Annotated in this window: 16 protein-coding genes; 6 read left to right on the top strand and 10 right to left on the bottom strand. The window is 69.6% G+C overall.

Annotated elements, in window-relative coordinates:
- Nucleotides 1-9 precede the first annotated feature (9 nt).
- On the bottom strand, nt 10-996 hold the full coding sequence (locus tag ABD156_RS46870; RefSeq protein WP_344288560.1) for an alpha/beta hydrolase: 987 nt from the start codon (nt 994-996) through the stop codon (nt 10-12).
- Between the two features lie 108 nt (nt 997-1,104).
- On the opposite strand from ABD156_RS46870, the gene ABD156_RS46875 reads away from it, so the two are divergent.
- Both ABD156_RS46875 and ABD156_RS46880 read left to right on the top strand, forming a co-directional pair.
- On the top strand, nt 1,105-1,728 hold the full coding sequence (locus tag ABD156_RS46875; RefSeq protein ID WP_067585865.1) for a TetR/AcrR family transcriptional regulator: 624 nt from the start codon (nt 1,105-1,107) through the stop codon (nt 1,726-1,728).
- A gap of 4 nt (nt 1,729-1,732) precedes the next feature.
- On the top strand, nt 1,733-2,410 hold the full coding sequence (locus tag ABD156_RS46880; RefSeq protein WP_344288564.1) for an alpha/beta fold hydrolase: 678 nt from the start codon (nt 1,733-1,735) through the stop codon (nt 2,408-2,410).
- Between the two features lies 1 nt (nt 2,411).
- Here ABD156_RS46880 and ABD156_RS46885 read toward each other — a convergent pair whose 3' ends face one another.
- The 3 genes from ABD156_RS46885 to ABD156_RS46895 form a co-directional block, all read right to left on the bottom strand.
- Nucleotides 2,412-3,992 carry an ATP-binding protein gene (locus tag ABD156_RS46885; protein ID WP_344288566.1) on the bottom strand — a complete coding sequence of 527 codons (1,581 nt, stop codon included), beginning with the start codon at nt 3,990-3,992 and terminating at the stop codon, nt 2,412-2,414.
- A 163-nt stretch (nt 3,993-4,155) separates the two neighbouring features.
- Nucleotides 4,156-5,058 carry an alpha/beta fold hydrolase gene (locus ABD156_RS46890; protein WP_344288569.1) on the bottom strand — a complete coding sequence of 301 codons (903 nt, stop codon included), beginning with the start codon at nt 5,056-5,058 and terminating at the stop codon, nt 4,156-4,158.
- Nucleotides 5,055-5,963, bottom strand: coding sequence for an AurF N-oxygenase family protein (locus tag ABD156_RS46895; RefSeq protein WP_067586114.1), 909 nt, complete (start codon nt 5,961-5,963; stop codon nt 5,055-5,057). The genes ABD156_RS46890 and ABD156_RS46895 overlap by 4 nt, the downstream gene beginning before the upstream one ends.
- Nucleotides 5,964-6,065: 102 nt before the next feature.
- On the opposite strand from ABD156_RS46895, the gene ABD156_RS46900 reads away from it, so the two are divergent.
- Nucleotides 6,066-6,854, top strand: a complete 789-nt coding sequence (locus tag ABD156_RS46900) for a TetR/AcrR family transcriptional regulator (RefSeq protein ID WP_344288572.1) — start codon at nt 6,066-6,068, stop codon at nt 6,852-6,854.
- Nucleotides 6,855-6,868: 14 nt separating this feature from the next.
- Nucleotides 6,869-7,189, top strand: coding sequence for a DUF4873 domain-containing protein (locus tag ABD156_RS46905; RefSeq protein ID WP_344288573.1), 321 nt, complete (start codon nt 6,869-6,871; stop codon nt 7,187-7,189).
- 85 nt (nt 7,190-7,274) lie between these two features.
- On the opposite strand, the gene ABD156_RS46910 is transcribed toward ABD156_RS46905, so the two are convergent.
- Nucleotides 7,275-7,505 (bottom strand): DUF3107 domain-containing protein, encoded by a 231-nt coding sequence (locus ABD156_RS46910; protein WP_009072973.1) that lies wholly within the window; start codon nt 7,503-7,505, stop codon nt 7,275-7,277.
- A gap of 103 nt (nt 7,506-7,608) precedes the next feature.
- Entirely contained in the window at nt 7,609-8,244 is a 636-nt protein-coding gene (locus ABD156_RS46915) for a ferritin-like fold-containing protein (RefSeq protein ID WP_344288901.1), read from the bottom strand.
- Between the two features lie 566 nt (nt 8,245-8,810).
- Between ABD156_RS46915 and ABD156_RS46920 the strand changes: the two genes are divergently transcribed.
- Both ABD156_RS46920 and ABD156_RS46925 read left to right on the top strand, forming a co-directional pair.
- Nucleotides 8,811-10,433 (top strand): DEAD/DEAH box helicase, encoded by a 1,623-nt coding sequence (locus tag ABD156_RS46920; protein WP_344288903.1) that lies wholly within the window; start codon nt 8,811-8,813, stop codon nt 10,431-10,433.
- 747 nt (nt 10,434-11,180) lie between these two features.
- The gene (locus ABD156_RS46925; RefSeq protein WP_344288905.1) at nt 11,181-12,500 is read left to right on the top strand and encodes an Rv3212 family protein; all 1,320 of its coding nucleotides are present in this window, start codon (nt 11,181-11,183) and stop codon (nt 12,498-12,500) included.
- 5 nt (nt 12,501-12,505) lie between these two features.
- On the opposite strand, the gene ABD156_RS46930 is transcribed toward ABD156_RS46925, so the two are convergent.
- The 4 genes from ABD156_RS46930 to ABD156_RS46945 all read right to left on the bottom strand — a co-directional run bounded on the left by ABD156_RS46930 (nt 12,506) and on the right by ABD156_RS46945 (nt 15,840).
- A complete protein-coding gene (locus ABD156_RS46930) occupies nt 12,506-12,730 on the bottom strand; it encodes a hypothetical protein (RefSeq protein ID WP_344288574.1) in 225 nt (74 codons plus the stop codon).
- Between the two features lie 695 nt (nt 12,731-13,425).
- On the bottom strand, nt 13,426-14,274 hold the full coding sequence (locus ABD156_RS46935; RefSeq protein WP_344288907.1) for a RecB family exonuclease: 849 nt from the start codon (nt 14,272-14,274) through the stop codon (nt 13,426-13,428).
- A 71-nt stretch (nt 14,275-14,345) separates the two neighbouring features.
- On the bottom strand, nt 14,346-14,975 hold the full coding sequence (locus ABD156_RS46940; protein WP_344288575.1) for a MarC family protein: 630 nt from the start codon (nt 14,973-14,975) through the stop codon (nt 14,346-14,348).
- Nucleotide 14,976: 1 nt separating this feature from the next.
- Complete coding sequence (locus ABD156_RS46945; RefSeq protein ID WP_344288577.1) at nt 14,977-15,840, bottom strand: PHP domain-containing protein; 864 nt, start codon at nt 15,838-15,840, stop codon at nt 14,977-14,979.
- Nucleotides 15,841-15,893: the final 53 nt, after the last annotated feature.

Raw genomic sequence — 15,893 nt, forward strand, 5'->3', positions numbered from 1 at the left:
CCGTTCGAGCTACCAGGAGCCCCGGTCCGCGCCCTCCCACAGACCGAGCACGGCCCGCGCGACCACCTGCGGACGTTCCATCTGCGCAACGTGTCCGGTGCGCGGGAGCACCAGCATCCGGGCGTGCGGAATCGTCTGCGCGGTCCGCAGCGCGCGCTTGACCGAGATCACCCGGTCGTGGAGTCCCCAGACCACCAGCGTCGGCGCCTCGACCTGTTTGGCGACCGACCACAGCGACGCGGAGCCGAGCGCGGTCCAGCGCCGGAAGATGCCGAACGTGCTCCGCTCCATCGCGGCCAGCGCCCACGGGAAGCCGGCGCGCGCGGCGTGCTCCTCGACCAGTTCGTCCAGCCGGGCGTCCGGGAAGCGCGACGGATCGTGGAAACACAGCTTGATGACCTGCGCGGCGCGTTCGCGGGCGGTCATCCCGGCCATCCGGCGGCGCACCCGGGCGCCGACCACCGGGAGGTAGGCCAGCGCCATCAGCGGATCCGACAGCCGGCGCGGGTCCGGGCGGCGGTCCGGCATCGCCGGGGAGATCAGGGTGAGAGTTCTCACCAGCTCCGGGCGCCGCGCCGCGAGCAGCAGCGCGATCGCGCCGCCCATCGAGTTGCCGAGCAAGTGGACCGGCTTTCCGATCTGCTCCAGCCGGCCCGCGATGACCTCGGCGTGGTCGTCGAGGCCGTACGCGAATCCTTCCGCCGGTTCCGAATAGCCGAATCCGGGCAGGTCAACGGCCTGTCCGGGAGCGGTCGGGGCGAGCAGCGCGGCGAGGTCGGTCCAGTTCGTGGACGATCCGCCGAGCCCGTGCACGTACACCGCGGGCGTGCCGTCCGGGCCGGGCGTGTGCCGGATGTGCAGGCCGTCCTCGACCGTTCCCGGCCAGGCAGGCAGCGCCCCGTCGAGCGGCGGAAGGGGCGTAGTCGACAATGGCACCTGGGTCACCGGCGGGCGGACCGCCGCCGCGGCCGTGGGGCGGGAGGTCGTGGTCGTCACGAGTCCAGGATGCCTGACCCTTGGCATTTCGGGCGTACCCACGAGTAATGTCAGGTTCACTTCACGCGGTGGTGAACCCGCCCGGCGAAGGCTGCGGACGGAGGAAGAATGACGGAGATGGCGCGACTGCAACGAGGCGTCCGGTTGCCGAGGACTGAGCGCCGGGCCCAGTTGCTGACGGCCGCGCAGCGCGTCTTCGCCGAGCACGGCTACCACGCGGCGGCGATGGACGAGATCGCCGAGGAGGCCGGTGTCAGCAAGCCGGTGCTCTACCAGCACTTCCCCGGCAAGCTCGACCTGTACATCGCGCTGCTCGAAAGCCACGTCGACGACCTCGTCGGCCGCGTGCAGGGCGCGCTGAACTCCACCAGCGACAACCGCCAGCGCGTCCCGGCCACGGTCGGCGCGTTCTTCGACTTCGTGAACAACGACGCCGGCGCGTTCCGCATGGTCTTCGAGTCCGACCTGCGTGGCGAGCCCGCCGTGCAGGAAGCGGTGGACCGCGCGACGTCGGCCAGCGTCGAGGCCATCACCGAGACGATCACCTCCGACGCCGGTCTGGACGAGGAGAAGGCCCGGCTGCTGGCCGTCGGACTGGTCGGGATGAGCCAGGTCAGCGCGCGCTACTGGCTGCAGCACAACCAGTCGATGAGCCGCGAGGACGCCGTGGCGCTCACCGCGAACCTCGCGTGGCGCGGCATCGGCGGCGGGTTCCCGCTCAAGGACAACTGAGTCCGTGCCCGTCGTGGCGGTGCCGGGCACGCTCTGCAGCCCGCGAATCTACGCGCCGCTGGCGGCCGCCCTGTCCGACGAACTGGACGCGGTCGACTGGATGACCGCGCCAGGTCCGTGGCGGATCGAGGACATCGCGGCGCGGATCGCTTCCCGAATCGAGCAGCACGACGGCGGCCCGGTCACGCTGATCGGCCACTCGACCGGCGGCTGTATCGCGACGGTCGTCGCGGCCACCCGGCCGGATCTGGTGTCCGGGCTGCTGCTCGCGAACACCGGCGCGCACATGCGCGGCCACGGCGACGTCGACCGGATCCTCGCCGCGATCGCCTCCGCCTGGGGTCCTGACTTGCACGCGGGCGTGCTCGACCGGTCCTTCGCCGTCCCCTTGCCGCCGGATCTGCGGGCCGAACTGCTCGGCTACGCCGCCCGGATCCCGGCCGAGGCCGCGCTGGAAGTCCTGACGAGCCAACGGGATCTGGACCTCACGCCGCGGCTGGCGTCGATCCGCTGCCCGGTGACGGTGCTGCACGGAATCCACGACCGGGCCCGCACTCTCGCCGACGCCCAGCACCTCGTCGACCACCTGCCGGACAGCGAACTCGTCACCGTCGAGACCGGGCACTCCCCGATCTGGGAAGACGTCCCGGCCACCGTCGCCGCCCTCGAACGGCTCCGCTAGCTCACTCGCGCGGTTTTCGCTGCCGTGGCACCGATCTGGCCGCTCCGGGCAGTTCCACCAGCAACTGCTCGAGATGATCCGGCAGCGCGCCGCACGGATCGATCAGCCAGGCGTCGGATTTGCTTCGCCGGGACGGTTGTTCTCCGTCGGACAACAAAGCGACGTAACAGCCGTAGTCGATGGCGAACCCGTCGTAGAGCGTTCCCGGCCGCTTCCGGCTGACGATGCCGCGCCGCACCAGGTGCACGAGCCGGGCGTCGTACAGATCGCGCATCGCCGAATCGTGCGCGCCACCGGTGTGTTCGAGCAGGAAAGTGCGGGAACGCCGACGGCCCACCACCTCGTCGACGAGCCAGCGGAGCAGCGTCGACGCCGGTTCGTTCCCGGCGATGGCGGCGTATTTGTCGCGCAAGTACCAATCTTGCGCGGCCTGCCGGACGTGCCGGATCCCGATGGTCGCGGTGTTCGCGTGCTGTGCGGCCAGCGCGGCGATGTTGATCGCGTCCCGGGGCACGCCTTCGGCCGCGCGCACGAGTTCGGGAAAAGCGGTGCGGCTGAACGCGGTGGCCACGAATTCCGCGGGATCGTCGGTCACCGGCATCCGCGGTCGGACGTGATTGAGGAAGAGCTCGGCGAAAAACTGTCTCGACTGGCTTCGGCCGTGGTCGAAGAGGAGCACGTCGTCGAAGCTGACCGCGGAGGCAGCGTCCGCGCCGACCTCGATGCCGACGTAATCGCCTTCGCGGCCTGGTTCGCGGAACCGGGAGCGGCGTTCCATCGCTGCGATCTTGACTGTCGCCCCGCGGGTCGGCAGCACGCTGCGGCGCAGCAAATCCGCCAGCAATGGTTGCAGCTCAAGGGGAATCGAACTCCACTCGTCCAACAGCAGCCACAGCCGCGCCGGCGCCAACGCGGCCGTGATCCGCGCCAGCGCCCGGCTGAGCGGCCCGAAGATGACCTGATGATGCTCGATCCCGGTGCGCCGCAACCGATCCGACGCCGTAACCGAATGACGGCTGCTGCCCGACATCGTCACCTGACCGCGCGGACCGCCCGGCCCCCAGGACGCGGAAGCGCCCGCGCCGGTCGACTTCTCCGCAGCACCGCCGACGGTCGTCTCCCGCTCGACATTGCCGACGACCTCGACCGTCGTCGCCGCCTCGGTCAGCTCGTCCAAGCCCTGCAACAGGTCTTCCTGGTCGGAAACCCGGGTCTCGATCGCCGTGGTCAGCAGCTGTTCGTGCACCGCTTCCAGCGTGTCGACCAGCAGCTGAGTACCCCGCAGCGGCACCGGAAGCTGCTGATTCGCGTACAGGCCGCTAGTGGAACCGATCGTGCGCAAATCCAGGTATACGGCGACATCGTGGGTCTCTTCGACCAGATCGGCCAGGTACAGCAGGGCGTGCGTCTTGCCGGTGCCGCGGCGGCCGTACAGGATTTGGTGGTCTGCCGAATGCAGCATCGCCGAAAACGACCCGGCCACCACGTAGGTTTTGGCCAGCGTATGCCGGTCCACGCTCTCCGCTCGCCGGGAAATAGCCATCAGGCTCCGGTTGACGTGCGCGCTCAGCGGCTGGCCCATGCCCGTCCTGTTCTGTCGGCGACATCCCAGCCACCCAGCGTGACATCGCCGGGCGGCCGGGAACAGCCGACAGTCAGGTACGAGCGCGAAAGAGGCGAACGCGCACGGTTACGAATGTGTGGCTCTCGTGAGTGTTTATGCCGGTTCTAACCGGCGTAAACACTCACGAGACGCGCAGCAACGCCCCGATTCGCGTCGCGACCTCGCCCGCCCGCTCCTGCGGCAGCATGTGCCCCGCCCCGGGGAACCGGACAAACTCCGCGTCCGGCAGCTCGTCCGCGATCACTTTCGCGTGCGGAAGCGGACAAAGCCGGTCTTTCTCCCCTGCCAGCACTACGGACGGGGTACCCCGCAAGGTCGCGAGCGCGACCCGGCAGTCATGCGTCGAAATCGCGTCCTGGAACGCGCCGAGGCTCGCCGGATGCGCGCACAACAGCTGGTCCGCCACGAGCCGAAGGTCCGCGCGGCGCGGGTGGTCGCCGAAAACGAGGAACCGCGCGCCCGAACGCACCATCGCCGGGCTCAGCGGCAGCCGCTCGCCCTTGCGGTGCGACAACGCTTTCGCCAGCCGGCGCTCGAACCGCGCGGAGAACTGGCCCGCCATTCCGGGCAGCCCCAACGTGATCCGGTCCATCTGCCCGGACGACGTCGCCACGAACGCCGTCCCGACGACCCGGTCGCGGACCAGTTCGGGATGCCGCTCGGCCAGCGCCATGATGGTCATGCCGCCCATCGAATGCCCGGCGAGCACCAGCGGACCCGACGGCACGCGAGCGGTGATCAGCTCGGCCAGATCGTCGGCCAGCCGCGGAATCGTCCCGGTTTCCTTGGTCGCGGGCGCGGAACCGCCGTGCCCGCGCAGGTCGTAGCGCAGCGTCCGGACGCCCGGGCCGAGGTGGTCCATGACGCCGTCCCACGTGCGGTGGTCCTGCGTCCAGCCGTGCACCAGCACCAGAGTCACCGCGGCATCGGCCGGACCGCTCGCTTCGACGTGCAGCGCACAGCCGTCGCTGGTCACAAACCGATGCTCCCGCGCCGGATTGCGGAGCCGCTCAACGGTAGTCATTTGCCCTCCGGCAACAGAAAAGACTTGCGCCAGAACGGTTTCCCTGGCAACCCGACCAGACCGGACTCCTGCAGGAACGGCATGATCTTCTCCCCCGCCCACGCGATCGTCGCGCGCCAGTGCGGGTTGTTCAACGCCGTCTCGACGCCCTCGCGCGGCCGGATCCCGACCGCCTTGTAGACGTTCGGGTTGATGAACGCCCGAGTCACGAAGTACGAGATCAACGCGATGCTGAACTGCTGGTAGGCGACCTCCGCGCGACCCAGCTTCGCCATCCCGCGAGTGACTTCCTCCCGCGCGAAAGTGACGTGCCGCGCCTCCTCCAGCACGTGGATCCGGTTCACCATCCGGACCAGCGGCTGGATCTCCTCGTCGTTCATCTGCTCGCGCTGCAGCCGGTCGAGCACCTCCTCGGCGACCAGGATCGCGCCGTAGCGCGCCGGGCCGTAGGAAATGGTCGGCATCAGCTTCGCGAACTGCCGCAGCACCGGCACCGGACCGTAGGTCGGGCAGCCGATCCGCGCGGACATCCTCGCGAACATCGTGGAGTGCCGGCATTCGTCGGCGATCTCGGTGAGCGCGAACTGCGCGTGCGCCGTCGTCGGGTCCTGTTCGTAGACCTCCTTGAGCAGCATCTGCATCAAGAGGATTTCGAACCACAGCCCGGTGGTCGCGATGCTGGCCATCTCGTGTTTGCCCAGCTCGATCCGCTGCTCCGGGCTCAGCCGGTCCCACAGCGGAGTGCCGTAAAGCGACGAGCGCTCCGGCAGGATGTACCGCTTGCCCTCGACCAGCGGCGCGTCCCAGTCGATGTCGACGTCCGGGTCGTAGAACTTGTTCGCCGCCGACTTCAGCAACCGCTGTGCCGTCGCCTCCCGGTCGGTCACCTTGAGCGTCCGCGTCATCATCAGCCCCTTCCAGCGCCTGACTCGCCGTTGAATCGAGAAGCCGCGTCCCGCCTGTCGCCGCAGAACATGTAACCTGCGGTAACAGTTACCTCTGGTAGCATGACCTTCGTGATCGAACGTGTCAAGCGCTCCAGCAAGCAGTCCGGCAAGCAGGCAGCCGACACCGAACCGAGCACCGGCAGTACTGGTGATGCCCGCCGCGATCGCTGGCGCAAGCACCGCATCGCCCGCCGCGCGGAGTTCGTCGAAGCGGCTCTGCGCGCGCTCGACGCGCACGGTCCAGACCTCGGCATGGAGGACGTCGCCGCGGAAGCAGGCGTCACGAAACCCGTGCTGTACCGGCATTTCGAGGACAAGGCCGACCTGTACGTCGCACTCGGCCAGCGCGGCACGGAGATCCTTTTCGAACGGCTGATCCCGGCGATCAACGCGGAACTCGCGCCGGTGCCGCGGATCCGGATGGCGCTCGACTCGTTCTTCGGCGTCATCGAGGAACACCCGAACCTGTACCGCTTGCTGGCACACGGCGGACTGCCGGGCAAAACCACCGATTCGGACGTCGTCGCGGAGGACAAGGAGGTCATCGCGACCGCGCTGACCGCGCTGCTCGGCGACTACATGCGGATGTTCAACATGGACTCCGGCGCGGCCGAACCGTGGGCGCACGGGATCGTCGGCATGGTCCAGAGCACCGGCGAATGGTGGCTGGACCGGCGCTCGATGGGCCGCGATTCGGTGGTCGAGTACCTCACCCAGATCATCTGGGCGGCGATCGACGGGCTCACCCGCCAGCAGGGCGTGGTGATCGACCCGAACCTGCCGCTCGAGGAGAACAAGGTCGTCCAGCTCGGACGCACCGAAGAAGACGCGGACACCGACGCAGGCTGACGAGAGGACCCCGGATGAGCGACGAAGACGGTTACACGGGCGCGGCGACCCTGGTCGTCGACGGCACGGAGATCACCGCGGACGTCGATCTGCGCGGCTATTTCCAGCCGATCGACGGGTATTACCACTGGTACGGCCGCGTCGCCGCGGACCCGAAGCTGGCCGAGACGGTCGGCGGGCGCAAGAAGGCGTGCGAGGTGCGGATCGGCGAGCACACCGCCGAGGGCGAGCTGTCCGATCCGGACCCGTGGGGCCGCTACCGGCTCACCGGCACGTCCACGCCGCCGTTCGCGGTCCCGAAGACGCTGGCCGAGGTCGAGGAAGCCACCGCCTGACCGGTCCCCGAAAAGCCGTGAAGGGCCCCTTGAGGGAATCAGATTCCCTCAAGGGCCCTTCACGGACCGTTGAAGCTCGGCTGGCTCAGTCGCCGACGCCGAAGCCGACCTTGCGGACGTCGGACGGGGCGATCTCGACGTACGCGATGCGGTCGGACGGGACCAGGTACTTGCGGCCCTTCTCGTCGTTGAGGCGGAAGAGCCCGTCACCGGCCGTCAGGGCCTCGGCGACCAGCTTCTCCACCTCTTCGGGAGTCTGGCCACTGGACACCACCAGCTCGCGCGGCGTGTCCTTGATGCCGATCTTGACCTCCACGTGGGACCTCCGCTGAAAACTCGTTGTGACTACGCCCGGCAAGGCTAACCGAAGCGGGCCGCCCCGGTGGCGTGCGACCAGCAGGTGATTCGCGACCACTCGCTCAGCCCAGCCCCAGCGCCTGCATGCGCTTGGTGTGCCCCTGCTGCAACCGGCGGAACAGCGCGCCGATTCCCGCGAGATCGCCGGAGCCCGCGACGATCAGTTCGGCCAGGCCATCGCGCTCGGCCACCACGTATTGCGCCTGGGTGAGCGCCTCGCCGAGCAGCCGCCGCCCCCACAGCGCGAGCTTGTCGCGGGCCTTCGGATCGGCCTTGATGCCGGCCGCGACTTCGCGTTCGGCGAACGCCGAATGCCCGGTGTCGGCGAGCACGGTCAGCACCAGGTCTTTGGTCTCCGGGTCGAGCCAGCTCGCGATCTCGCGGTAGAGATCGGCCGCGAGCCCGTCCCCGACGTACGCCTTGACCAGCGATTCCAGCCACGACTTCGGCCGGGTGGAGCCGTGCCACGCGTCCACTTGCGACACGAACGGCGCCATCGCGTCCTCGACCGCGACGCCGTTCGCGGCCAGATGCTTCGTCAGCAGATCGAGGTGCCCGATCTCGGCGGCGGCCATCGAGGCGAGCGCGGCGCGGCCGGCGAGCGTCGGCGCGCTGCGGGCGTCCTCGGCCATCCGGTCGAACGCGGACAGCTCCAGGTAGGCGATCACGCCGAGCAGGTCGACGACGCCTTCGCTGATCGCAGATGAAGAAGAGGCGGGCGCTGGGGTTTCTGCAGGCCTGGCTTCAGCGGGGTCGGTCACGGCGACGAGGGTATCGCCGAACCGCAGGCCCGCGCCGCGAAGAGACCGATCCCACGCCGCGCCGCCGCTCCCGGTATTCCCCGGAAAACAGCTGACCAGGTACACTGCGGACGGATAAACAGAGCTTCGCCGCGCCGGACCGCGTTTTTCCCAGCGGTCCCGGGAGCGGCGGGAACCAGGCGAACGGCTGGCGCCACCAGAGCGACCGGAGTTCACCGCAAGTGTGCGTGCACGCCTCCTAGCGGCATTCCCGGGAGGGCGGCTCCGGCACCACTGGCCTCCAGCAGACGAGGCCGCAGGTGCGAGTCAGGCCCCCGGTCGAGTGTCGAGTGACAACCGGCCTGTGCGCGCTGGTCACGAGAGAGGCGATCACCCTGACCGCAGAACAGTCCACAACCGAACAGACCGAAACCGCGCAGGCCACCGCCGCTGTCGCCCTCGAGCACAGCGAAAACGGACCGGCCGCGCTGGACACGTCGCACCCGCTGCAGGCCGGTGCCCCGGTGACCGAGGAGTCGCCGACGTTCGCGTCGTTCGGTGTGAAACCCGAAATTGTCAAAGCGCTCGGCGAAGCCGGCATCGAGCGCACCTTCGCCATCCAGGCGCTGACCCTGCCGCTCGCGATGGCGGGCGACGACCTCATCGGCCAGGCCCGCACCGGCATGGGCAAGACGCTGGGCTTCGGCGTCCCGCTGCTGCACCGCGTCGAGGTGCCCGGCGACGGCACCCCGCAGGTGCTGGTCGTGGTGCCCACGCGCGAGCTGTGCATCCAGGTCGCGAACGACCTGAAGGGCGCCGGGAAGCACCTCGGCATCCGCACGCTGGCGATTTACGGCGGACGGCCGTACGAGCCGCAGATCGAGGCGCTGCGCAAGGGCGTCGACGTCGTCATCGGCACGCCCGGCCGGCTCCTGGACCTCGCCGAACAGCAGCACCTGGTGCTCGGCAAGATCCGCGGGCTCGTCCTCGACGAGGCCGACGAGATGCTGGACCTCGGCTTCCTGCCGGACATCGAGCGGATCCTCCGGATGGTCCCGGACGAGCGGCAGACCATGCTGTTCTCCGCCACGATGCCGGGCCCGATCATCACGCTCGCGCGCACGTTCCTGAACCAGCCCACGCACATCCGGGCCGAGGAGAACGACGCCGGGGCGATCCACGAGCGCACCTCGCAGTTCGTCTACCGGGCGCACTCGATGGACAAGACGGAGCTGATCGCGCGGGCGCTGCAGGCCGAGGGCCGCGGGCTCACGATGATCTTCAGCCGCACCAAGCGCACCGCCCAGAAGGTGGCCGACGACCTGGTCGAACGCGGTTTCGCCGCGGCCGCCGTGCACGGCGACCTCGGCCAGGGCGCGCGCGAGCAGGCGCTGCGCGCGTTCCGCTCGGGCAAGGTGGACGTCCTGGTGGCGACGGACGTCGCGGCGCGAGGCATCGACATCGACGACGTCACGCACGTGATCAACTACCAGTGCCCCGAGGACGAGAAGACCTACGTGCACCGCATCGGCCGGACCGGCCGCGCGGGCCGCACGGGCGTCGCGGTCACTCTTGTCGACTGGGACGAGGAAGCGCGCTGGAAGCTGATCTCGGACACGCTGAGCCTGGACCTGGCGGAGCCGGTGGAGACGTACTCGTCGTCGCCGCACCTGTTCAGCGACCTGGGCATCCCCGAGGGCACGAAGGGCCGCTTGCCGCTGTCGAAGCGCACGCGAGCCGGCCTGTCCGCGGAGAAGGAAGAGGACCTGGGCGGCAAGCGCCGAGGCCGTCGTGGGTCTTCCGGGCCTGCTTCGCCTTCTGCTTCGGAGGACGAGGCTCCGCGCAAGCGCAACCGTGCCCCGCGCAAGCGGACCCGCGGTGGCGCCCGCTCGGCCGCGGCTATCGAAGCCGCGGACGCCGCCGCTCCCGCCTCGTCGGGTTCGTCGGGTCCGGACCAGCAGGAAGACCGCCCCCGGACCCCGCGCCGCCGCACCCGCTCGGGAGCGGACGCGACCGGCCCGGCGACGTCCACCGGCAACGCCACCCCCGCGACGACGTCCGACTCCGGCGAAACCGGAGACCGCCCGGCACGCCGACGCCGTCGCCGCCGTCCGTCCGCATCTGATACACCTGCGTCGGCAGACTGAGCGACACACCGGGGAGTCAGTTACGTGAACGACCACGGGAACGGCGAAACACCCCCCGAACCTGGATCGAACGTAGCGGGCACTCCCGCGAATCCCGACGAACGCCCCCGGCCGGACCTTCCGGCCGGGGCGCACGTCTCGGATGAGGATGCTGGTTCGGGTGCTGGGGCGGGTTCGGACGAGTCGGCCTCTGCTGCTCCGTCGGCTGGGGACACCGGTCTGCAGGCTTCCAGCGGCACGGGCGAGAAGGCTTCCGCCGAACTGACTTCACCGGGCGCCAATCCGGCCTCGGCAGCCTCGGGTAGCCGCTCTGACGCGACCTCCTCCGAACCAACCGAGGCCGCTGCAGGCTCCGCCGCGCCAGCCTTGGCCGAACCCCCTGCTCCAGCAGCTGTTCCCGGCTCGCACGCAACGGGCCCAGTCACGCCAGGCACCGAAAAGGCCTCTGGCGAACCAGACGATGCCGCGGCAAGCTCCACCACACCAGCCTCGGCCGAACCCGCTGCCCCAGCCGTTCCCGGCTCCCACGCAACGGACCCAGTCACGCCGGCCGACGCCGCTGCAAGCTCCGCCGCGCCAGTCTCCGGCGACGCTGCCGGAAACACCTCCGCGCCCGGCTCGCAGGTCGCAGGCCCCGTCGCGCCAACTGTCGAAGATGCTTCCGCCGAACCGCCCACGTCGGCTCCCCGGCACGCAGCTGCCCACGCGGCGATCCCGCCGGTCACCCCCGAGGAACAAACCGGCCCGATCGCGCGCGTCACCGACGCCGGGGTCACCAGCACCCCCGCCTACGGTTCCGAAAACCTCCTCCCCCGATCATCCGCCGCGGATCCCGTTGCGCCGCCGGGGAAAGCCCGCCGCTCGCCGTGGAACCGAGGCCGGGACCGGGTGATCGCGGGGGCGATCGTCGTCGTGGTCGCGGTGGTCGCCGCGATCGTCGCCGGCACCAGCGACAACCTGCACACCAGCCGCGCCCTGGCCGATCCGCCGCACGCCCTCCCCTCGCCGCCGACGGCGGTCCCCGGGTCGATGACGCAGCTGTGGCAGGCCCCGAGCTCGGCGACGCCCATCCCGATCGGACAGTCCGACACCGTCACCACCGCGGACGGCAGCGAGGTCGCCGGACGCGATCCGCTCACCGGGCAGGTCCGCTGGCACTACACCCGCGAAAACCTGCAACTGTGCACTGTGGACGCCGCCTGGGGCCGGGTGAACGCCGTGTACCACAAGGCAATGGGCTGCAGCGAGGTCACTCAGCTCGACCCCGCCACCGGCCGCATCACCGCCCAGCGCAACGGCGACGCCGAACTGGGCACCCGCCTCGTCAGCGACGGCAGCCACGTCACGACCACCGGCAAACATCTCCTCGACACGTGGCGCGACGATCTCGTGAAGAGCATGGAGTACGGCAAAGTCCCGTTCCTGCAAAATGCGAACAAGCAACCGCGCCCCAACTGCACCTACGGAACTGTAGCAATGGCCGCCGACAAAATCGGCGTCATCGAACGCTGCCCCGGCGACCGCACGGATCGCCTGACGATTTACAAGGCGACCGCCGAGCACGAGGACGAACCGAAGGTCACCTACACCGCCCTGCTGGCCGGCAAGCGGGCCCGAGTGATCGCGATGTCGGGCGACCTCACCGGTGTCCTGCTGCCGGATCAGAAGCTGTACGTCGTCTACGGCGCGGACGGTTCGCAAAAAGCCGCGTACCCCATGGATCTCCCCGCCTCGGACGTAGCGAACGACCCGGTCGGCGGCACCGAAGCGACGACCCGTACCGCGGCCGGGATTTACTGGTACACCGGCTCAAAAACCGTCGCGCTGTCCCGAGACGACCTTTCGCCCCGCTGGACCCTGGACGGCACGCTCGGCCCAGGAATCACCTTCGCGACCCAGTTGGTAGTCCCGATCCGCGGCGGCCTGGCCGTACTGAACGAAACGAACGGCGCAACGCTACGCACAGTCGGCGTCGACCGCGGCGCCTACACGGGACCGATCCGCCTCACCGCACTAGGCCCAGTACTGCTGGAACAACGCGGCCCGACTGTCGCCGCCCTGCGCTGACCGCCTCAGAACCACCACAACACGCAGAACGCCGCCCCCGCGACGGCCACGACGCCAACCCCCGCCACCGCCGCCACTTTCCCGGCCCGACGGTCGGCGATTCGTTGCAGCGCAAGCACAATCACCGCGGCGAGGGGATGTCCGACCAGCTTGAGCACGCCGGGTCCGGACGCTCCTTTGACTAGGCACAACACGCCGACGACCAGCACCCCGATGGCCAGGACTGCCATCCCCGCGGCGACGGACCCGGTGAACCCTCGCCACCACCGCCCGCGAGCCTTCGGCCTTCCGGAGTGCCCGGGGTGCGCGGGTGCCGCTTCGACTGACGCTTCATCGCCGCCGGTTGTGCTGCGTTGGTCGGTTGTTTCGTGGCTAAGCGCAGCCGCGGGTCTTACGTCGGCGCTGTTGGTCGACGTTGAGTCATGGATAACCCCAGCCGCGTAGCCCTCCGCAGCGTTGTCATCCCGCGCTGAACTCCGCGATTCCGCTGCCGTGTGCTTCTCCGCCGCCGAATCAGCTCCTGCACGGTCCTCGACCGCATGACCGTGCGATGATGCACCGCCATCGTTCAACGTCGCGTCGCCCGCGCCATCGCTGTCCGCGCGGTCGTTCCCCGCATGGGCGCTGGCGTCCTCGGCACGGCGTCCGTCACGAACCCCGCCGTGTCCGGGGGCAAGATCCGTTGCCACAGCGGCAAAATCCTTCCTCGCTATCCCGCGAACCCCCAGCCTGTCAACCGCGGTGCCGCGACTCCGGCTAGCACCACTCGCCTCGTCACCGGCACGAGCCCCGGCCGAGCCGGCACCAGCACCTGCACCAGCACCTGCGCCAGGCTCAGAACCGGTCCCAGACTCACGCCGGCCCGCTTTCTCGATCTCCGGTGACGCCACGATCCTCGGGTCCCATCCACGTCTCGGGAAATCCCCTACGGCGCAAGCAAATCCCACGGTTGCGCGGCAGGAGCGGTCTGCTGTCCCGCCACGCAGCTCGGGCGGAAGTCGCACCATGCGCAGCGGCGGTCGGGGCGGGCGGGGAACAACGTGTCTCCGTCACCGCCTGCCTCAAGGGTATCTGCTGCCAACCGCACATCCCCGGCGGTCTCCTCGGCGCGTTCCAGGTGCCGCTTCAGGGTTTCCGGGGTGTGTTCCGCCGCGGCGATCGTGCCGGACGGCAAATGGTGCAACTCGACCTTCGTGCACGGCATGCGCAAAGTGCGCGTCGAGGCTACGGCGTACATCGCCAACGCCTGCGAAGCCCTCGCCTCGTGTTCGTCCGGCGCGCGGCGGCCGGTTTTGTAGTCCACGATCACCAGTTCGCCGCCGCGTTGGTCGATGCGGTCGGCCCTGCCCTCGATGATCATCGTCGGGCGGCCGCCGGTGGTGCTGACCGGCGCGGAGACCCAGCGTTCCAATCCCACCGGATCGTCGCTGACGTCGTTGTCCTCCACGTACTCCGCGACCCAGCCTTTCGCTCGCGCTCGGTAGCGCGCGGCCTGGTCATCGTCGGCGAAACCGGCGTCCTTCCAGTGCTCGGACACCAGCGCGATCCCGCGCTGCGGCGTCCGTTTCGCCACTGGCAGGTCGAAAAGCGCCCGCAACGCGTTGTGCACCACCGCGCCCAGCGTGCTGTGCGCCCACGGCCCGGTGCGCTGCGGCGTCGGCCGGTCGAGATAAGCCAGCCGGTACCGGCGCGGGCAATCGTCAAAGGTGCTCAGCCGCGCCGGCGACACCTTGGTGAGCCGTTGCGGTTGCTCGACGCCGAAGTCGAACCCCATCTGTTCTTTCACGCCGCCCCCTTCCATCGACGCCCACGCTACGCACCCCCACCGACACTTTCCGGCGTGGGCTAGCCGCCCGCGATGAAGCCCTGCACCGAATTCGCGACCAGCTCGACCGCGATCGCGGCGAGCAGCAGGCCGGCGATCTTCGCCAGGAGCGTGATGCCGCTTTCCTTGATCAGCCGGATGACCACGCCGGAGAACCGCATGCAGGTGTACAGCACGAAATGCACGGTCACGATCGCCAGCGCGAGCGCGATGTACGCGCCAAGATGACCGTCGGCCTGGCGGACGAACACGATGGTCGCCGCGATCGCGCCAGGACCGGCCAGCAGCGGCGTGCCAAGGGGAACGAGGGCGACGTTGACGTCCTCGGCCGCCTCGGGCTCATTACTCCCCGCATTGCCCATAAGCAGCTGCAACGCGATCAGCAACAGCAGCAGGCCACCGGCACCCTGAAGCGCTGGAATCCCAATCCCCAGATACGCCAGGATCGCCTGCCCGGCCACCGCGAACAGCGAGATGACCAGCAGCGACACCAGCACCGCCTGCCGGGCCGCTTTCACCCGCGTGGCCATCGGCTTGCGGCCGACCAGGCTCAGGAACACCGGCACCGTGCCCGGCGGGTCCATGATCACGACGAGAGTGATCGTCGCGCTCATGAAGAGCTTCGCGTCGAAGAAATCCGAGACGGCCATCTCAGCCCTTCACCACTTGGAAGCCGGTCGCCCGCCCCACCAATTCCTCCAGCTGATCCGGCTCGGTCGTCTCCTGGCCGAGCCCGATGGTCTTGTTCGTGCCGTGGTAGTCGCTGGACCCGGTGCGGATCAGGCCCAGCTCGTCGGCCAGCTCGCGGGTGCGCGCCCGGGTCGCCGGATCGTGGTTGGGATGGTTGACCTCGACGCCGGTCAGTCCGCGAGCCGTCAGATCGCGCAGGGTGTCCTCGCTGATCGTCGCGCCGCGGCTGAAGGCGAAGGGGTGCGCGATCACGGTAACCCCGCCGGCCGCGGTGACCATGTCAATCGCTTCCTCGACCGGAGTGTCGCGGCGCGCGACGTAGTAGCCGCGGCGGCTGTGCAGGTAGTCGGCGAAAGCCTCGTCGACGGAGCTGACCAGACCCGCGCGGACGAGCGCCTGCGCGAGATGCGGCCGTCCCGCGGGCGAGTCCTCGGGCAGCAGGCTCAGGATTTCGTCGGCGTCGACCGGGAGGCCGTCGGCGGCCATCCGCTCGGCCATCCGCCGCAACCGGGTGCGCCGTTCGACGCGCAGCCGCGTCTGCTCCGCGACGATCGCGGGCGCGGTCGGGTCGAAGAGATATGCGAGCAGGTGCACGCTGATCTCGTAGCCGGTGTCCGGGTCGATCGAGACCGTCGACAGCTCGGCGCCCGGCACGAGCGTCATCCCGGCGGGCAGGGCCGCGGCGGCCGGTTCCCAGCCCGCGGTGGTGTCGTGGTCGGTGATCGCGACGACGTCGAGACCGGCACGCGCGGCAGCGCCGACGAGCTCGGCAGGGCTGTCGGTACCGTCGGAGGCCGTGGAGTGGGCGTGCAGGTCGATGCGCATCGGACCTATTCTCGACGATGCGCTGCGTCACCTCGACGCCGGGACCAGTGCCG

Origin of the sequence: Amycolatopsis albidoflavus (genome assembly GCF_039525725.1) — a bacterium.
Taxonomy (GTDB): domain Bacteria; phylum Actinomycetota; class Actinomycetes; order Mycobacteriales; family Pseudonocardiaceae; genus Amycolatopsis; species Amycolatopsis albidoflava.